Source organism: Akkermansia sp., assembly GCF_020860705.1.
Classification (GTDB): domain Bacteria; phylum Verrucomicrobiota; class Verrucomicrobiia; order Verrucomicrobiales; family Akkermansiaceae; genus Akkermansia.
The window spans coordinates 1-16,911 of sequence record NZ_JAJBTT010000021.1 but is presented as its reverse complement, the minus strand read 5'-3'; the positions used below and the strand labels follow the sequence as shown (position 1 = coordinate 16,911).

The following is a 16,911-nucleotide window of genomic DNA, read 5'->3' as shown; positions in this document are numbered from 1 at the left end:
GTTCTTTGGCTTGCGGCTCTGTTGACGGCTCATCCACCGATTTTGATGAAGAGCCAATTGAAGTGACTTGCGTGCGGATGCAAGTGCTCGGCTCATCGGCAAAATGATCCGATTTTGAGAGACAACAAGAACGCATGGTGAGGCTCCCAGAGCTTTGCGTACTCGTGAGGACTCGGTGGATTTGCATGTTTTTAGATATTTAAAAATCTCTCTATCAACGGATTGTGATAAAAAATACAGCAAACGGCTCATAAGGAACGCTTAACGCGTTCTTATCCATCAGTTATGTAATTTGAATACAGGGTTTATTTTGAAGAAAATATCATATTATCAATAATTTAAGTGGCGTATTCCATAGCGACGTTTGGCTCTCGCGAACCACCCGAAAAAATCCAAGTACGGAATCCATGATGAGGGGAAGGGATATGAAAAAAGCGCAAGTCCTTGATTGGGGGCTTGCGCTTTTGGGAAATGAAGAGAGATGCATTTACTTCGCACCGTGTTCTCGTAGGAGCTTCTTCATTTCTTCGGAGTTGGCTAGGTCCAAGGCTGATTTACCAGCCTTATCCTTGGTGTTGACATCAGCTCCTTGTTCAATCATGAGCTTGACAACGTCAAGCGAACTATGCGTTGTTGCGTATATTAACGCAGTCCAGCCATTCTTGTCCTTTACGTTGACATCGGCTCCTTGTTCAAGCAGAAGCGTAATCACGGCAGGTGAATCTCTCCACGCAGCCCACATCAACGCAGTTTCGCCTTTGTTGTTCTTTTCGTTTATATCTGCACCTTTCTCAATCAGGAGTTTGGCAACGTGATGAGAATTTTTCTCGCTCGCGTACATCAACGCCGTCACAGCCTTGCCATCCTTGGCATTGACATCTGCACCGCTCTGAATCAGGAGTTGGGCTGAATCAAGTTCATTTCTCCACGCAGCCCACATTAACGCTGTACTGCCGTCTGAGTCCTTCGCGTTGACATCAGCTCCTTCCTCTATGATTACCTTGACCGCGGAGCAGGGGTGCTTCTTTGCTGCTTCGAAAAGATTGCGAGTGCGTGCGGATGCCGGGGTACACGGCGATTTTCCTTGTTGAGGGCATGTCTGACCTGTGGGTGGAGGAGCGGTGCCCAAGCCATGTTCTTCTGAACCATCGCCATGATGCCCGGACAGACGCGCGTTCTGTTCCTGCAAATTGGGAATAGCCTGGGTACAGGGTAACGTTTCTTGCGGTACGTTCTTAGGGAATCCCAGTCCTGTGAGGGCGAGAGCTGTGAGGATAAGGTAGGGGCTGTTCATGATGGAGTGTTTGATGAAGATTAAGAGTCATGGTTTCCCGTACAGCCCGATGAAGTAGGGCGGAGCGGGCGTATTCAAGTCCCCAATCAGCCAGATAAAGGGATGGTCGAAGCGAATTTCCTTGATTTCTTCCAGGGGCATACAGCGCTCCTCTACAATAGCACCGGTCACTGCTGTGGCGATGGTTTCCTTTTCGTTCGTGATGACGCGGCAGCGTTGTACAACATCGCTCACCATGAGCGGTTCGTCTGAAAGTCGGCTGAAATCGGCCCGGTCAGAAAACATCGTTGCCAGCCCCAGTTTTTTGAGTGGAGCCTTCAGGGACACAATGCCGCTGTCGAGATCCATCTTGGGCAGGAAGACGAGCACTTCTTGGCGTTTGGATTGGACGAGAGCCTGGCGAATGGCATTGTACTTCTGCACCGTGAGCGTTTGGGCAAAATCATGGGCGGAGCCCTTGGGCAGGATGCCGATGAAGAACCCCGCTTCCCCCTTGCGTCCCTGCGCATCGTAGCCGAGAGCGACCGCTTGCCAATCTTCTCCCTCGGCATAGCGAAATTCGGTTTGCTGGAGCATCATCGGTACGGTGCAGGTCGTACCATCAGCACAGTGGAAGGGTGCTTTTTGTGTTACGTTGGGTTCAAAGGGGCAGAGCCACTTTTCGCGCAGATAGATGGCGTTGAGTGCTACAAGGCGTGTATCGGTCGTGATGCTCTTATTTGTAACAATGCCCGGAATCATTCCATGCGTCTTCTTGCTTGCCCAGTCGTTGATGGCCTTTACCGCTTGGCCCGGCGATTGAGCAAAGGAAACGCGGTGGACGGGAACAGAGACTGGCTTGAGGGAGAACCCCTGATCGGCAAAGAGCGCATCGGCAGACTGCACCTGCATGGCACTGGGAACTCCTTGTTTTCCTAAAGGAAGCTTATCCAGGGAAGAGTGCGTGTCTCCTGCGGCGCCTTCCCGCAGCAGGAGCAGGAGGCGTTCCAGCGAAGCGGGGGACAAGGTGACGTTGCCCTGCTGCGTGCTTGCCATTTCGCGGAAGAGGTCAAAGGCAAAGACATCTCCGTGCTTTGAAGGGTGGGATACTTGCAGGAGGGGTGCAGATGTGGAGGGCTCTTCAACGGCAGATGACGATGGATAACTGGCGAGGGCAAGGAAAGCGAGGATGAGGGATAGTACTTTCATCATGATAGTATTGCTGTGACAGGCTCAAGGTCAGCGTTATGGAGGAAAACATGCCTCATGGCTCACTGCAAGACATGCGTTCCACCATCCTGTTTTTATATAACAAAACGCGCCTTTCTGTAAAACCATTTCTACAGTAAGGAATTAAACGATAATGCTTGCAGCCTCAAAGGGGGTTGTCAGCATTAACCCCGTGGAGAAGGTTTGAGCATGGGCATTCCCGGGCACAAGAATACCTGCGTGCTTTCAACGAGGATCGCCTGAAAAACTCCGGGGGAGAATAAAGGGGATTTTCTTTCCTCAACATGCTTTTACGGGGACGAAATCGCCTCAGAACATACCTCAATCTTCCTCACGCAAAACAAGCCTCTCCATTCCTCCTTGAGTGCGTCAGAAGGGGAAGTAGATCTTCCATCATACTCGTATTCCGGAGAAAGGCGGCTCAAAACCTGAGCATGGAAGATAACAAGAGAGCCCGGTTGGACTATCTGTTTTATTATTTCAGCCTGAGGCCGAAGACTCCGGATTTACGTCCGCTGAGTTCCAGGGCGCGCAGGCGCTCCGGCGGCAGGCAGTCGCGGGAGAATTCCGCATAGTGCATGCGGTCCCGGAAGTAGTGGACCGCGCTTTGGGAGAGGGCGAAGATGAATTCCATGCCCATGTCTTCCGCTTTCCTTTTGGCGAATTCGCACAGAGTCCGGCCATAGCCTCGGCCTTCATGGCGGTGCTTGATGTACAGGCAGCCCAGTTCCGCGCTGCGGTGGTTCGGGTAGGGATACACGGCTACGCAGCCTACGATGCTGTCGTCCAGGGTCAGCACGTAGTAATCGTCCATTCTGGCGGCTATGTCTTCATAGTTCCGGTTGACCAGCTTGGAGTCCACCACGGAGCGGGCGATCATGGAGAGGAGTTCCGGAATGTCTTCTTCCTTCAGGGAGCGTATTTCCCGGTAGGAGTCCGTATGGACCATCGTTCCCACGCCTTCTTCCGAGAAGAGTTCCTCCACCAGCACGCCGCGCATTTTTCCGTCCAGCAGGTGTACGCGGGGGATTCCGGTGCGGCAGGCTTCCGCCGCCTGGTCCAGCAGTTCCCGGTGGGTTACTTCACCTTCCAGCCCCGCCACTTCCGATTCCAGAATGGCGGCAATGGGATGCCCGTCTCGGGAGGGCACCTTGTGGTCGTTGAGCAGGGCGATGTATTTGGATGCCCCCAGGCTGGATGCCATATGAATGGATTCCGGATCAAAGGAGCCGGAACGGCCGGAAGCCACCACGGGAATCTGGTGCCGCCCCAGGATTTCCCGAACCCGTTCCCGGACCAGCTGGCCGCCTTTCAACGGAGCTTCCACCAAGGCGGAGCGCATTTCACAGACGCGCGTGTGTTCGTACAGCGCGGAGGCATCCGTTCCTTCCACAATCAGGACAGGTCTGACGCCTATTTCCTGTAAAACGTCCAGGTCCAGCAATGCGTCCACCAGTTCCTCGGAATTTACCAGAGGGCGTTCCACATGCACGGCAAAGATTTTATCCCTGAAGTACGGAACGTACTCCAGCACGGAACGGACGTTGGTGGATTTATTGGGCGGGAGCGTGGTCAAGGGCGGACCGGAAGCTTGAAGACGGAGGAAACGGCTTGTTCCCGTTCCCTCCGTCCGGAAGTGATGCGTTGGAGTTTTAGAACGTGCGGGTGTCGGCGGAATCCCGGTTGTCCATGGTTTCCGCGAGGTCCTGGGAGTCAAGAGTGACGGCGATTTCTTCTTCGTCACCGGCGGCAGGCGTTTCCGCCGGAGCCTGGGAGGCTTCCTCCTTGCGGAGCACGACGCTGACCTTGCGCTTGGGCATGACCAGTTTGGGTTCCGCCGTAGCGGGCTGGTAGCCTTCCCCGATGGTGGTGGCGTCAGAGATGACGGCCGGAGCCTGTTCCGGTTCCGGCTGCTGGCCAGACTGCTGTTCGCGCGCCCGGGAGACTTGTTCCCGGAGGGCGGAAAGCAGGTCGGTAGGCATGCCGTCAAAGCCGATTTCCGGCAGGTTGGGGCCGTTTTCCTGATTTTCGTCGGAAGAGTCGAATTGGGGCAGGCTGGCCAGGAAGTCTTCAAAGGCGTCCAGGTTGGTCGTGCTCTTGAAGAGGTTGCCGATGGCTTCTCCCTTGATGCTTTCCATCAGGGTCACGAACAGGTCGTAGGCTTCCGATTTGTATTCCACCAGGGGGTCTTTCTGGCCCTGGGCGCGGAGTCGCACGCCTTCCCGCAGGGAGTCCATATTGTACAGGTGCTCCTGCCACATTTTGTCAATGGCTCCCAGAATGATCTGGCGTTCCATGTGGTCCAGGTATTCCGGACGTTCGCGGGAGGCCTTGTCTTCATACGTGGCCTTGACCTTGTCAATGAGGAAGGCGATGGTTTCATCCATCGGCCGTTCTTCCAGTTTGGCGGCGTCCGCCGTAAGGCCCAGCGGGAAGGAGGCGTTCATCCAGGCGAGCAGTTCGTCCGCGTGGGTCAGGCCTTCCGAGTCCGGATCCAGGAATTCATGGGCGCGGGTGGCGATCACTTCTTCCAGAATGTCGTAAATCATTTCGCGCGGGTTTTCCGTGGAGAGCACTTCATTCCGGTAGCCGTACACGATTTCGCGCTGCTTGTTCATCACGTCATCGTAGTCCAGCACGTGCTTGCGCCACATGTAATTGCGCTGTTCCACCCGCTTCTGGGCGGATTCCACGGATTTGTTCAGGAAGCTGTGTTCCAGGGCCTCCCCGTCGGCTACGCCCAGGCGCTCCATCATCTTGGTCATGCGTTCCGCGGCGCCGAAGTTGCGCATCAGGTCGTCTTCAAAGGAGATGAAGAACTGGGAAGCGCCGGGGTCCCCCTGGCGGGAGCAGCGGCCGCGCAGCTGGCGGTCAATGCGGCGGGATTCATGGCGTTCCGTACCCAGTACGAACAGGCCGCCAAGGTCGGCTACGCCTTCACCCAGCTTGATGTCCGTACCGCGGCCCGCCATGTTGGTGGAGACGGTGACGGCTCCGCGCTTGCCGGCCAGGGATACGATTTCCGCTTCGCGCTGGTGGTTTTTGGCGTTCAGCACTTCATGGGGAATTTTGGCCCTCTTGAGCATGCGGGAAAGCGTTTCGGAGGCATCCACGCTGGCCGTACCGATCAGGATGGGCTGCCCCTTGTCGTGGAGTTCCTGAATTTTGTTGATCACCGCATTGAACTTTTCACGGCGAGATTTGAAGATGAGGTCGTTCTGGTCCTTGCGGATGCAGGGGCGGTTGGTCGGGATGGGAAGAACGTCCAGCTTGTAAATGTCATGGAATTCCGCGGCTTCCGTTTCCGCCGTACCGGTCATGCCCGCCAGCTTCTTGTACAGGCGGAAGTAGTTCTGGATGGTGATGGTCGCGTAAGTCTGGTTTTCACGTTCCACTTCCACGCCTTCCTTCGCTTCCACGGCCTGGTGCAGTCCGTCGCTCCAGCGGCGTCCCGGCATTTCACGGCCCGTGTTCTGGTCAATGATGATGACCTTGCCTTCCTTGACGACGTATTCCACGTCTTTTTCGTAAATGCAGTAGGCTTTCAGCAGCTGGGAGGTGGTGTGCAGGCGTGCGCCCGTTTCGTCAAGCTGCTTGGTCAGTTCATTCTTGCGGCGCAGCTTGTCCTTTTCCGTCATGCGGGGGTCTTCATCCATTTCCGCAAAGGCGGTACCCAGGTCCGGCAGCACGAAGTCCTCCGGGTGGCCGGGGGAGATGACTTCACGGCCTTTTTCCATCAGGTCGGCGTCGTGGGTCTTTTCATCCACGGTGAAGAACATTTCCTCCTTCAGCTTGTAGAGTTCCTTCTTGCGCGTATCCTGGTAGAGGGTCAGTTCATATTTTTCCACGATGCGGCGCAACTCGGGGTCCTGCATGGCGCGCAGGAAGGCGCGGTGGCGGGGCTGGCCCGTCTTCACCTTGAACAGGCAGCGGCCCACTTCTTCCGTGCGGCCTTCCTCCTGGGCTTTCAGGGCCTGGGCCATCAGCTCGTTGCAGAGGTCCGTCTGGGCCTTCACCACGCGTTCAATGGCGGGGCGCAGGGTATCGTACTGCTGTTCCCGGGTGACGACCGCGGGGCCGGAAATGATAAGGGGCGTGCGGGCCTCGTCAATAAGAATGGAGTCCACTTCGTCCACAATGGAGAAGTAATGGCCGCGCTGCACCTGTTCGGATTTGGAGGTCGCCATGCCGTTGTCGCGCAGGTAGTCGAAGCCGAATTCGGCGTTGGTGCCGTAGGTGATGTCGCAGGCGTATTGTTCCCGGCGCAGCTGGGAGGGCATCATGCTCTGGATACAGCCGACCGTCAGCCCCAGGAACTGGAAGAGCATGCCCATCCATTCGGAGTCGCGGCGCGCCAGGTAGTCGTTCACGGTTACCACGTGCACGCCCATGCCGGTTAGCGCGTTCAGGTACACGGGCAGGGTGGCGACAAGCGTTTTGCCTTCACCCGTAGCCATTTCCGCGATGTAGCCGCGGTGCAGGGCGATGCCGCCCAGCAGCTGTACGTCAAAGTGGACCATGTCCCACAGCTGTTTCTGGCCGCAGATGTCGCGTTCTTCTCCGCAGAGCAGGCGCGCGCCGTGTTTGACGACGGCAAAGGCTTCCGGCAGGATCTGGTTCAGGTAGCGTTCGCGCAGCTTGTCAAACTGGGGGGTGATGTTGTTCCACGCGGCCTTTCCGTCTTCAATGGAGGCGGGGGTGGCTTCCACCCTGGGCAGGGCGGCAAATTCGTCTTTCAGGGATTCAAAGCGTGCGTTCAGCTTGGCGGCTATTTCTTCCAGCTCTTCCCTGGGAGCGGCTTCCACGATGCGCACGGGGGGAAGATCCAAGGGGAGGAAGCGGTGAAGATAGCCCTGCCATTCCTTCGTTTTTTCAAGCAGGAACTCCTGTCCCTTGCCGTTCCATGAATTTTCAATGGAGACGATCTGTTCCACAATGGGGCGCAGGCGGCGCACTTCACGCTGGTTTTTGGTACCGACAATCTTGGTTAGAATCCACTTAATCATCTTTGTCTTGTTGAAAATTGACGAGGTAGAGTCGCTTTCAGCGGTCTAAGAATCGAAAAATACTAGCGGTTGCCGGAAGAAATGCAAGCACGGCCCTCCATTTGGGTTCATCATGACGTGATCGGTTCATTTTTGGAGACATAGCTTCCTGCCGGAACCGTTTTTCCTTGCACCTTTCTTTTCTTTATAAGAAATTACAGGAGAAAGGGGATCATATTTCATGCCTCATGTGTTTCACAAGCCGTGCTTTTTGCCTTTCTTGGCTCTCGTCTGCATGCTTCCGGGATGCTGCCACGAAGACGGGAACGTAAGTCAGGATGATGTCCATTTGATTTCCGGCGCGATTGACGAAGACGGGAATATAGCCCTTCATTTTGACCTGAATACTCAGTACCAGGGCGCCTTGTACGCAGCCATGCGGCAGGACGGGGATGAAATCAACGTGCTTCTTTACACGCGGCCGGCGAACGGGGCTTCCAGAAAGCTTCTTTATTCCAGCGGCTACCATCTCGTTATTCCGTGGCCGGAAAACGCCGCCTCCGTGGAAGTCAGTTTGTGCGGCATGAAGCTGGAAGGCTGGGAAAAGGAGGGAAGGTGATGGCCGGGTCCGTTTGTTATGTGAATGTTAACAGATGTTTCTTGCCCCGGGAGCGTTTTCCGGGGTATAGGGAAAGGATGAAGTTTGCCGCATGGGTGGGATTTGCCGCATTGGCGGTCGGCGCTGTTGTTTTTTCAACTTATCGCATGTTGTCGGAAAATCCTTCCGGAGATGTTCCGCAAACGCGCCTGGTGATTGAAGATGAGAGAGTGTTTGTGCCTGCCGGATATATGAAGCGGATGGAGGGCGTGCCGGGTGGCGGCTCCTTGTCTCCTGCGGAATGCCTGGTGGAAGCCAGGAAAAAGGGAATATTGGACGGCTTGCTGGACAGGATGGATCCGGAACGGAGCCTGCGTCTTCATGCCGTCTGTAATGTTTCCGGCAGCTTGAAGGAGGTATGGGTGGACAGCGTCCGCAGGGATGACGGAAGGGTTGTCCAATGCATGTTCGTTCTGGGATGTTATTGCCGACTCCGCAACGATTGTTATGATGAAAAACGTTTCTTCCGGTACGTGCGTTCTTCATTGAGCAATAAAAAAAGGTCTCTTTTGAATGGGAATGTGGAGTATGTTTTTCCGTGGCTTCTGCCGGACCTGGAGCATTGCCAATGGGGGCATTCGAAGGATGGCTCTGACCGCATGGATTACACGGCGTATTATTGCGGGCCGTCTTCTACGGAAGATATCCGGGGCGGGAGTCCGGATTATTTATTTTACATTGTAGACCATCATGCAGACGGGAAACTTGAATTAGGCATACGCACGGCGGCCGGGAAGGTTAAATGCGTCCAAATGAAAACGGGAGAGGATGGGGCAGTTCCGTACGGAGACGGATTTTTCTTGGAAGGGTATGGTTGCTCTTCTCCTGTCATTCAGCAGGAACGGGAGGCTCCTTCTGGCGCATCTGCATCCGTTCATCCGTGAAACAGCAGAATCCGGTTATCCCTGTTCACGGTCCGTTTGTTCACCCGCGTTCGGAAGACGGGAGTTCAGCAACTTTTTATTCCGGAGGCTTGTTGCCCGGTGGCGCTATGACTGAAAAGGCAGCGCCATGAAAACTTGGTGGCATGGCGTCCAGACAGGAAGATGGACCAAGGAACGGGCATCCATGGCGCAGGAAGCCTGTTACCGGCTAAGGGGCTTCTTCTGAATCCGGCTGATGAGCCAGATGCAGAGCAGGGTGAGCCACCCGAAAAGAAGGAACAGGGGAATCATGACCAGATATTCCATGCCCGTGACGGGTCTTTCCCTGTTGGTGGAACGCAGGTAAAAATAAAGACCCATGGGAATAAGGCTCCAGCAGAAAAGCAGGATGATTTCAGGGACTCCTGAGCCGATCATGGATAAAACGGAAAGAGGCATGACGTGATAAAGCAACCAGTTTCAGACTATGCAGGGGAGGCTGGTGGAAGTAAAGGGAAAATAGTGTACTCCGGAAGTGCCCAGGTGCTTCCTGCCCCCGCCTGAAATCTCAGATTCATGACAGGCGCTTCTCTTGGAATGATTCCAAATTGGTGATATACTCATTCCATGAGTCATTGTGAGGATGGGCGCATCCGCATCCGCGGCGCCCGTGAGCATAACTTGCAGAATGTGGATGTGGATATTCCCCTGGGGCGGCTGACGGTGGTGACCGGACCTTCCGGATCGGGAAAAACGAGCCTGGCCATGCACACACTGTATGCGGAAGGGCAGAGGCGTTACATGGAAACTTTTTCCCCGTACGTGCGCCAGTTCATGGACCGGATGGACAAGCCGGACGTGGACGCCGTGGAGAACATCCTTCCGGCTATTGCGCTGCACCAGCGCAATTCCGTCCGTACGTCCCGCTCCACGGTGGGGACCATGACGGGGCTGAATGATTACTGGAAGTTCGTTTTCGCCCGGCTGGCCGTAGGCTTTGACCCGGAAACCGGCCGGGAGATCAGGCCGGAGACGCCCGGTTCCATTGATGAAAAACTGCATGCGGAATTCCCTGCCGGAACGGAAGTGATGATTTGCCTGGAAGTGGCGCGGCCCGAATCCGTGGACCTGCCCACGCTGAAAAGGAATCTGGTGGCCCAGGGGTATTTGCGCGCCTTCGCGCATGGAGAGGCCCTCCGGCTGGAGGACGAGGAATGGACCCTGGAGGAAGGCGCCCCTTTGCTGGTGATCCAGGACCGCGTGAAGCTGGCGGAAGAACAGCGGGAACGCAGGCTGGAAGCGCTGGAAACGGCCATGCGCCTGGGCGGCGGCGTGGCCCATGTGATTCCCCGCGTGGACGGCATCTGGCTGCCTGCCATGAAATTCCGCGGGGACTGGTACCCGCTGATGGAACCGCGGCCCGGCCTGTTCTCCTTCAACTCTCCGCTGGGGGCGTGTTCGGAGTGCCGTGGCTATGGCCGCGTGATTACGATTGACTACAACCGGTGCATCAAGCCGGAACTCAGCGTCAATGACGGTGCCATCCATATTTTTGAAGGGGACGGAAAGGTCTTTTCCGAATGCAAGAAGGACCTCATGCGCGGCTGGCGCAAAAATGCCCGGAAAGTCCGTCTGGACGTGCCGTGGAAGGATTTGAAGCAGTGGGAGCGGGACTGGCTGCTGTACGGAGACGGGGGTGGAGGAGACCCTGACGAGATGTATGAACAAGGCCTCTGGTATGGAATAGCGGGCTTTTTCAGGTATCTGGAAAGCCGTACGCATAAGATGCATGTGCGGGTGTACCTGAGCCGTTTCCGTACCTACCAGGAATGCCCTTCCTGCCATGGCTTGCGCCTGAGGCCTGAGGCCCTCCGGTTCAAGGTGGGCGGCAAAAGCATGCCGGAACTCTCCGGGATGCCCATGGATGAGCTCCTGGCCTGGGTGGACCGTTACGTGACGCCGCGGGCGGATGAAGACCCCGGATTGAAGCATGCTGTGGCGGAACTCAGAAGCCGCCTGGAATATCTGAATGAAGTGGGGCTCGGCTACCTGACGTCCGACCGCTCCACGCGCTCCCTTTCCGGCGGGGAGATTGAACGCGTGAGCCTGACGACCTGCCTGGGCGCTTCCCTGACGGATACCCTGTTTGTGCTGGATGAACCCACCGTAGGACTTCACCCCCGCGATACCTCCCGTTTGATCTCTGCCATGAACCGGCTTAAAAAGCGCGGGAATACGCTGGTGGTGGTGGAACATGAGGAAGCGGTGATGCGTGCCGCGGACAGCCTGGTGGACATGGGGCCCGGCTCCGGCCGGGAAGGGGGAAGGCTGGTTTATTCCGGAGAACCTGCCCGGATTGGAGAAGTAGCGGAATCCCTGACGGGGGCGTTCCTCTCCGGCAGGCGGCGCATCGCGGTGCCCGGAAAGAGGCGCCAGCCCCGTCAATTTCTGACCGTCTCCGGAGCCACGCGCCACAACCTGCACAAGCTGGATGTGAAGGTGCCCCTGGGCGTTTTCACCTGCCTGACCGGCGTCAGCGGTTCGGGAAAAAGCACCCTGGCGCACGACGTCCTGTACCTGAACGCGCTGGTGGAGAAGGGCGGCGTATGTGAGGATGAGCCCGCCCATGTCAAATCCATCAAGGGCTGGGAACAGCTGGATGAAGTGGTGATGGTGGACCAGAGCCCCATCGTCCGCACGCCGCGTTCCACCCCTGCCGTTTATGCCGGCGTGTTTGAAGAAATACGCTCCCTTTTTGCAGAGACGGAGACGGCCCGCGCCCGCGGCATGAAGCCCGGCTTCTTCTCCTTCAACAGCGGCGACGGCCGCTGCCCGCGCTGCATGGGCATGGGGAGTGAAAAGGTGGAAATGCAGTTCCTTTCAGACATCTTTGTGCAGTGCCCGCTGTGCCACGGCTCCCGGTACGGGAGTGAAGTGCTGAGCGTGTACCGCGACGGCAGGAACATTGCGGACGTGCTCGGCATGACGGTGGCCGCCGCACTGGACTACTTCAGCTCGGAAAAAGGGGCCAAGCCCTCCCGCATTGCCGCCAAGCTGGGCGTGCTTCAGCGCGTGGGGCTGGGGCACCTGACCCTGGGGCAGCCGCTGAACACCCTCTCCGGCGGGGAAAACCAGCGCCTGAAGCTGGCTAAAATCCTGCTGGACCAGATCGGATCCGGAGCGAACAGCCCCAAGATGCTGATTCTGGATGAGCCGGGAACGGGCCTCCACTTTGCGGATATTGAAATTCTGCTGGCCGTATTCCGGGAACTGGTGGAGCAGGGGCACACCCTGCTGGTCATCGAACACAACCCGGAATTCATCAAATCCGCGGACTACGTGATCGACCTGGGGCCGGAAGGCGGCGCGGGCGGCGGCCACGTGGTAGCCACGGGCACGCCGGAGGAAATCGTAGCCGCCGGGAAGGGATACACGGGCAAATACCTCAGGGATGTACTGGAAGGGCGTCCCTCCGTTTACGACCCGGCGGACGCCGCCGTCCCGGAGTCCGCAGACATGGACATACCGGAAGGCGTGATGGCCCTGCGGGGGGCCCGCCACCACAACCTGAAAAACGTGGACCTGGACGTGCCGCGCGGGGAAATGACCGTGCTGACCGGGCTGTCCGGCTCCGGGAAAAGCTCCCTGGCCTTCGATATCTTCTTTGCGGAAGGGCAGCGGCGTTTCATGGACGTCATGTCCCCGTATGCTCGGCAATTCACGGAACAGCTGGAAAGCCCGGACATTGACCGCCTGACCGGACTGCCTCCCACGGTGGCTATTGAACAGAACATGTCCCGCGGGGGCACCAAATCCACCGTGGGCACCGTGACGGAAATCTGGCAATTCATGCGCCTGCTGTATGCCAAGCTGGGGCAGGCCTACTGCCCGCAGTGCGGCGTGCCGGTGGGCAAAAGGTCGGAATCCGAAGTGGTGGAACTGGTGGTGCGGCAGCTGAAAAAACACGGCAGCCTGGCCTTGCTGGCACCCCTCGTCAGGGGGCGCAAGGGACATTACGCGGACCTGGCCCGCTGGGCGGAAGGAAAGGGATATGAGGAAATGTGGGTGGACGGCAAACTGGTCCCGTTGAGCGGATTCCAGCCGCTGGACCGTTACTCCAGCCATGACCTGGACCTGGTCGTTTCACGGCCGGAGGCTTCCTGGAGCCCGGAAAAACTGGCCGGAGCGGTGCATGCCGCGCTGGACATGGGGGAAGGATTCCTGCAGGTGCTCCCGCCCGGCTCCAGCCGGCCGGAACTGATGGGGACCAAGCTGGCGTGTGCTTCCTGCGGACAATCCTTCCCGGAACTGGAACCGTACACATTCTCCTTCAACTCTCCGCGCGGGTGGTGCCCTGTGTGCCGCGGGCATGGAATCGTGGGCAGGGGGAAGGTGAAGGAAGACCAGGCGCAATCCCTGCTGGAAGCTGAACTGAAATATGACAAGGAACTGGCCCGCCAGGCGGACGATGACAAGGAAGTAAAAACCTGCCCCGCCTGCCAGGGGGTGCGCCTGAATGAATTTGCGCGCGCCGTGCGGCTTCAGGGCGTGACTCCCGGTGAAATCGCCGCCCTTCCCGCCGTGGCCGCCGCGGAATTGGTCAAAGAATGGAAATTTGAGCGGGAGGAAGCCCTCATTGCCCGTGACGTGGTGGCGGAAGTGACGCAGCGCCTCAACTTCCTCCAGCGCGTGGGTTTGGGTTACCTCTCCCTGGACCGGAGCGCCACGACGCTCTCCGGCGGGGAAACCCAGCGCATCCGCCTGGCCTCCCAGCTGGGCTCCCATCTCCGGGGCGTGCTGTACGTGCTGGACGAACCGACCATTGGCCTGCATCCGCGGGATAACGAACTGCTGCTGGGCACGCTGGATGAACTCAAACGCCGGGGCAACACCCTGCTGGTGGTGGAACATGATGAAGACACCATGAGGCGCGCGGACCGCATCGTGGACATGGGGCCCGGTGCGGGAATCCACGGCGGCCGGATCATGGCCCAGGGTACCTTTGACGAACTGGCGGCCATGCCGGACTCCGTCACGGGCGCGGCCCTGCATCATAAGCCGCAGCATCCCTACCGGGGGAAAAGGCGCAGGATTCCGTCCAAAAAAGATGAAACCGCGTGGCTGCGGGTGGAAGGCTGCCGCCTGCACAACCTGAAGGACGTGAACGTGGCTATTCCCAAAGGGCGGCTGACGGTGCTCACCGGCGTATCCGGCGCGGGGAAAACCTCCCTGATGACCGGCACCATCCGGCTGGCGGCGGCGCGCCAGGCCATCGGCGACAAACTCACGAGGGAGCAGAAAAAGCTGTGGAAAACCTCCTCCGGCTTTGACTCCATCCGCATGGTGTACGGCGTGGACCAGAGCCCCATCGGCAAGACGCCCCGTTCCACCCCGGCTACCTACGTGGGCTTTCTGGACGACATTCGGACCCTGTTCGCACAGACGGCGGACGCGCGCAGGCTGGGCTTTGACCGCGGCCGCTTCTCCTTCAACACGGGGCAGGGCAACTGTGAATCCTGCAAGGGAACGGGCATGCAGAAGCTGGAAATGGACTTCCTGCCTCCCTGCTACGTGCCGTGTGAAACCTGCCGGGGCAAGCGTTACAACGCCGCCACTCTGACCGTGAGGTACAAGGGGAAAACCATTGCGGACGTGCTTCAGATGGACTTCGCGGAAGCGGCGGAATTCTTTGAAAGCCAGCCCCGCATCTCGGACCCCCTCAAACTGCTGGCGGAAACCGGCCTGGGCTACCTGACGCTGGGGCAGGCCTCCAACACGCTCTCCGGCGGGGAGGCCCAGCGGCTCAAGCTGGTGACGGAACTCATCAAGGGCCGGCGCGTCAGCCGGAACGCCCTGATGAAAGGCAAGGAACTTCCCGGTGACCTGTACCTTATTGAAGAACCCTCCATCGGCCTGCATCCGCGGGATGTGCGGCTGCTCATCGACGTGCTGCACCGCCTGGCGGACCAGGGAAACACCGTCATCGTCATTGAACACAACACGGAAATCATGGCGGAGGCGGACTACATCATCGACATGGGCCCCGGCCCGGGCGACGCAGGCGGAACCATCGTGGCGGAAGGCACCCCGGAGCAAATAGCTAAAAAAGACTCCCCCACCGCGGAATACATTCGCCGGGAGTTGGACGAGGGTAAATAGCCGTAACATCTGCAGCGCCGTTCCGGATTTTTCCGGTACGGCGCTGCCATGTATGGACAAAAGAATACCTAACCCGGAAATGTTTCTTTCAAGGGAAATGGAATACGAGTATTTCCTTTTCTCCGTTTTTCCAGACGGCTATTTTGCTTTTATCATTGGAAAAACAGCATGTTAATTGATGAGAGCCGGATAATACACGAATTCCTTTAGCCTTTTTCTCTTTTGTATCTATAAAAGCAATGGCCGTTTTAAAATTCCAGGGAGCAGTAAATCTTCCTGCATAAATGAATGTAACTAACAGGAGTGCTCCATCGTCAGAAAGGGAGGAGAAGGATGGCATCCAGCGTTTATGTTCCAATCCAAGAAAATCGGGAGTAATATCCATCACTTTCTTTTTACCTTGATAGAAAGAGAAACGTGCATACGTGGCGCAGGAGATACAGGCCTGGGTCATGTCGGATGACAACATGCTGTCAAAGGGACTCCTCTCTTCAAAATCTTGAAATGGATGAGTTGTTTGTCCAAAAAATACCATAGGCTTGAAATCAATAGATCCCAGAAGTGACGGTTCATCCTGAAGTGATAGCTTGTATCCTCCCAATATATTCACGCAGAGGGCTTTTTTTTGTAACAGGAAATGATACTTTTTCATTAATTTTTCATTCCCGGCCACATACGATTTAAGCATCTTGAAGTTGTCAGGCAGCAGGGACGAAGAATAAAGTAAAGGGATATATTTCCGTGCGGCGCCATTAAAGATGATATTGCCCGTGGTGATGGAAACGGCCTGTGAAGATTTTCCACGGTAAATTTTTCCCCATGGGGAATTTTTTGCTAACTCCAGGCGTCGTACCGGTTTAGCGTCCTTGATACTTAAATCATAGATCTCTGCGTATTGATCATTCCATACGGCAAGTTGTTTCCCGTCGTCTGAAAATGACATGGTCGGATGGGGGCTGCGGTCCTGAATGCAGTTATCAGGAAAACCGGAAATATTCACTTTTGAAATCATCTGATCTTCAGGAAAGATATATTGGTTTCCAAAAGCGGTGAATAGAATGATAAATGCATAACCAATAATTATTTTAAATAACGAAGTCTTCATAAATATTCATTGACAATTTCCACCATGTTTATTGATTTCTTCCCGGTAAAATTAACATTTACATTTTGTAAACCAGGAACGTAAAAATGAGTCTGAATGTGTTTTTATATAGGATTTTACGTGTTCCTTTTGGAAACCTCAATTATCAGCTCTATCACCTATTCTTGAAAATAGGTTTACAAGCCTCCAAAACCGTGATGTCCTCCTTTAAACTCCATAGAGCCAAGAGGTAATGGGGGCCTTGGTGGGTATCTGAGGCCTTGAATTTTTCCTGTAATCGCTTTTTCTCCAGCGTCTTTCTCCACTCCATGAGCATGGTAATCCTGTCACATGTGATTTAAATGTCCAATAATTTTTACTGCCGTCTGCAGGATTAAGATGGCGATAATTATAATAAATAAGCCCCAATTTCATGGTCCGAGAACTCTCAGGAAAATCTGAACTTGTTCTCCTGGGCCATGTCTCCTTCAACGGTGAGTAGCTCACCGAAGGGCACATACTCGTAGGAGTCTTTTTACTGTACATTCTTGATACCATGTACAGTGAGGTGTCCCCGTGAGCTGTCCGTTTTCCAGCGTTCTTTGGGCTCTTCATCAAAATCGGTGGATGAGCCGTCAACAGAGCCGCAAGCCAAAGAA

The 16,911-nt window shown here is 56.2% G+C and carries 9 protein-coding genes; 3 read left to right on the top strand and 6 right to left on the bottom strand.

Going from position 1 to position 16,911, the window contains the following annotated elements:
• Positions 1-487 precede the first annotated feature (487 nt).
• The 4 genes from LIO64_RS04385 to secA all read right to left on the bottom strand — a co-directional run bounded on the left by LIO64_RS04385 (position 488) and on the right by secA (position 7,509).
• Positions 488-1,294 carry an ankyrin repeat domain-containing protein gene (locus LIO64_RS04385; protein WP_290548232.1) on the bottom strand — a complete coding sequence of 269 codons (807 nt, stop codon included), beginning with the start codon at positions 1,292-1,294 and terminating at the stop codon, positions 488-490.
• Between the two features lie 27 nt (positions 1,295-1,321).
• Complete coding sequence (locus LIO64_RS04380; protein ID WP_290548231.1) at positions 1,322-2,485, bottom strand: serpin family protein; 1,164 nt, start codon at positions 2,483-2,485, stop codon at positions 1,322-1,324.
• 493 nt (positions 2,486-2,978) lie between these two features.
• Positions 2,979-4,079, bottom strand: coding sequence for a GNAT family N-acetyltransferase (locus tag LIO64_RS04375; RefSeq protein WP_290548230.1), 1,101 nt, complete (start codon positions 4,077-4,079; stop codon positions 2,979-2,981).
• Between the two features lie 76 nt (positions 4,080-4,155).
• On the bottom strand, positions 4,156-7,509 hold the full coding sequence (gene secA, locus LIO64_RS04370; RefSeq protein WP_290548229.1) for a preprotein translocase subunit SecA: 3,354 nt from the start codon (positions 7,507-7,509) through the stop codon (positions 4,156-4,158).
• 259 nt (positions 7,510-7,768) lie between these two features.
• Here secA and LIO64_RS04365 point away from each other — a divergent pair, with 259 nt between their 5' ends.
• Positions 7,769-8,107, top strand: a complete 339-nt coding sequence (locus tag LIO64_RS04365) for a hypothetical protein (RefSeq protein ID WP_290548228.1) — start codon at positions 7,769-7,771, stop codon at positions 8,105-8,107.
• A gap of 146 nt (positions 8,108-8,253) precedes the next feature.
• Positions 8,254-9,030 (top strand): hypothetical protein, encoded by a 777-nt coding sequence (locus LIO64_RS04360; protein WP_290548227.1) that lies wholly within the window; start codon positions 8,254-8,256, stop codon positions 9,028-9,030.
• A gap of 201 nt (positions 9,031-9,231) precedes the next feature.
• Here the strand turns inward: LIO64_RS04360 and LIO64_RS04355 are convergent, their stop codons facing one another.
• Positions 9,232-9,468, bottom strand: a complete 237-nt coding sequence (locus LIO64_RS04355) for a hypothetical protein (RefSeq protein WP_290548226.1) — start codon at positions 9,466-9,468, stop codon at positions 9,232-9,234.
• 168 nt (positions 9,469-9,636) lie between these two features.
• Here LIO64_RS04355 and uvrA point away from each other — a divergent pair, with 168 nt between their 5' ends.
• Positions 9,637-15,168, top strand: a complete 5,532-nt coding sequence (uvrA, locus tag LIO64_RS04350) for an excinuclease ABC subunit UvrA (protein WP_290548225.1) — start codon at positions 9,637-9,639, stop codon at positions 15,166-15,168.
• 88 nt (positions 15,169-15,256) lie between these two features.
• Here the strand turns inward: uvrA and LIO64_RS04345 are convergent, their stop codons facing one another.
• Positions 15,257-16,273, bottom strand: coding sequence for a hypothetical protein (locus tag LIO64_RS04345; RefSeq protein WP_290548224.1), 1,017 nt, complete (start codon positions 16,271-16,273; stop codon positions 15,257-15,259).
• Positions 16,274-16,911: the final 638 nt, after the last annotated feature.

Coding starts and splice junctions, on each gene's coding strand:
- LIO64_RS04385 (WP_290548232.1), bottom strand. CDS start 1,294: ATGAACAGCCCCTACCTTATCCTCACAGCTCTCGCCCTCACAGGACTG.
- LIO64_RS04380 (WP_290548231.1), bottom strand. CDS start 2,485: ATGATGAAAGTACTATCCCTCATCCTCGCTTTCCTTGCCCTCGCCAGT.
- secA (WP_290548229.1), bottom strand. CDS start 7,509: ATGATTAAGTGGATTCTAACCAAGATTGTCGGTACCAAAAACCAGCGT.
- LIO64_RS04360 (WP_290548227.1), top strand. CDS start 8,254: ATGTTGTCGGAAAATCCTTCCGGAGATGTTCCGCAAACGCGCCTGGTG.
- LIO64_RS04355 (WP_290548226.1), bottom strand. CDS start 9,468: ATGCCTCTTTCCGTTTTATCCATGATCGGCTCAGGAGTCCCTGAAATC.
- uvrA (WP_290548225.1), top strand. CDS start 9,637: ATGAGTCATTGTGAGGATGGGCGCATCCGCATCCGCGGCGCCCGTGAG.
- LIO64_RS04345 (WP_290548224.1), bottom strand. CDS start 16,273: ATGAAGACTTCGTTATTTAAAATAATTATTGGTTATGCATTTATCATT.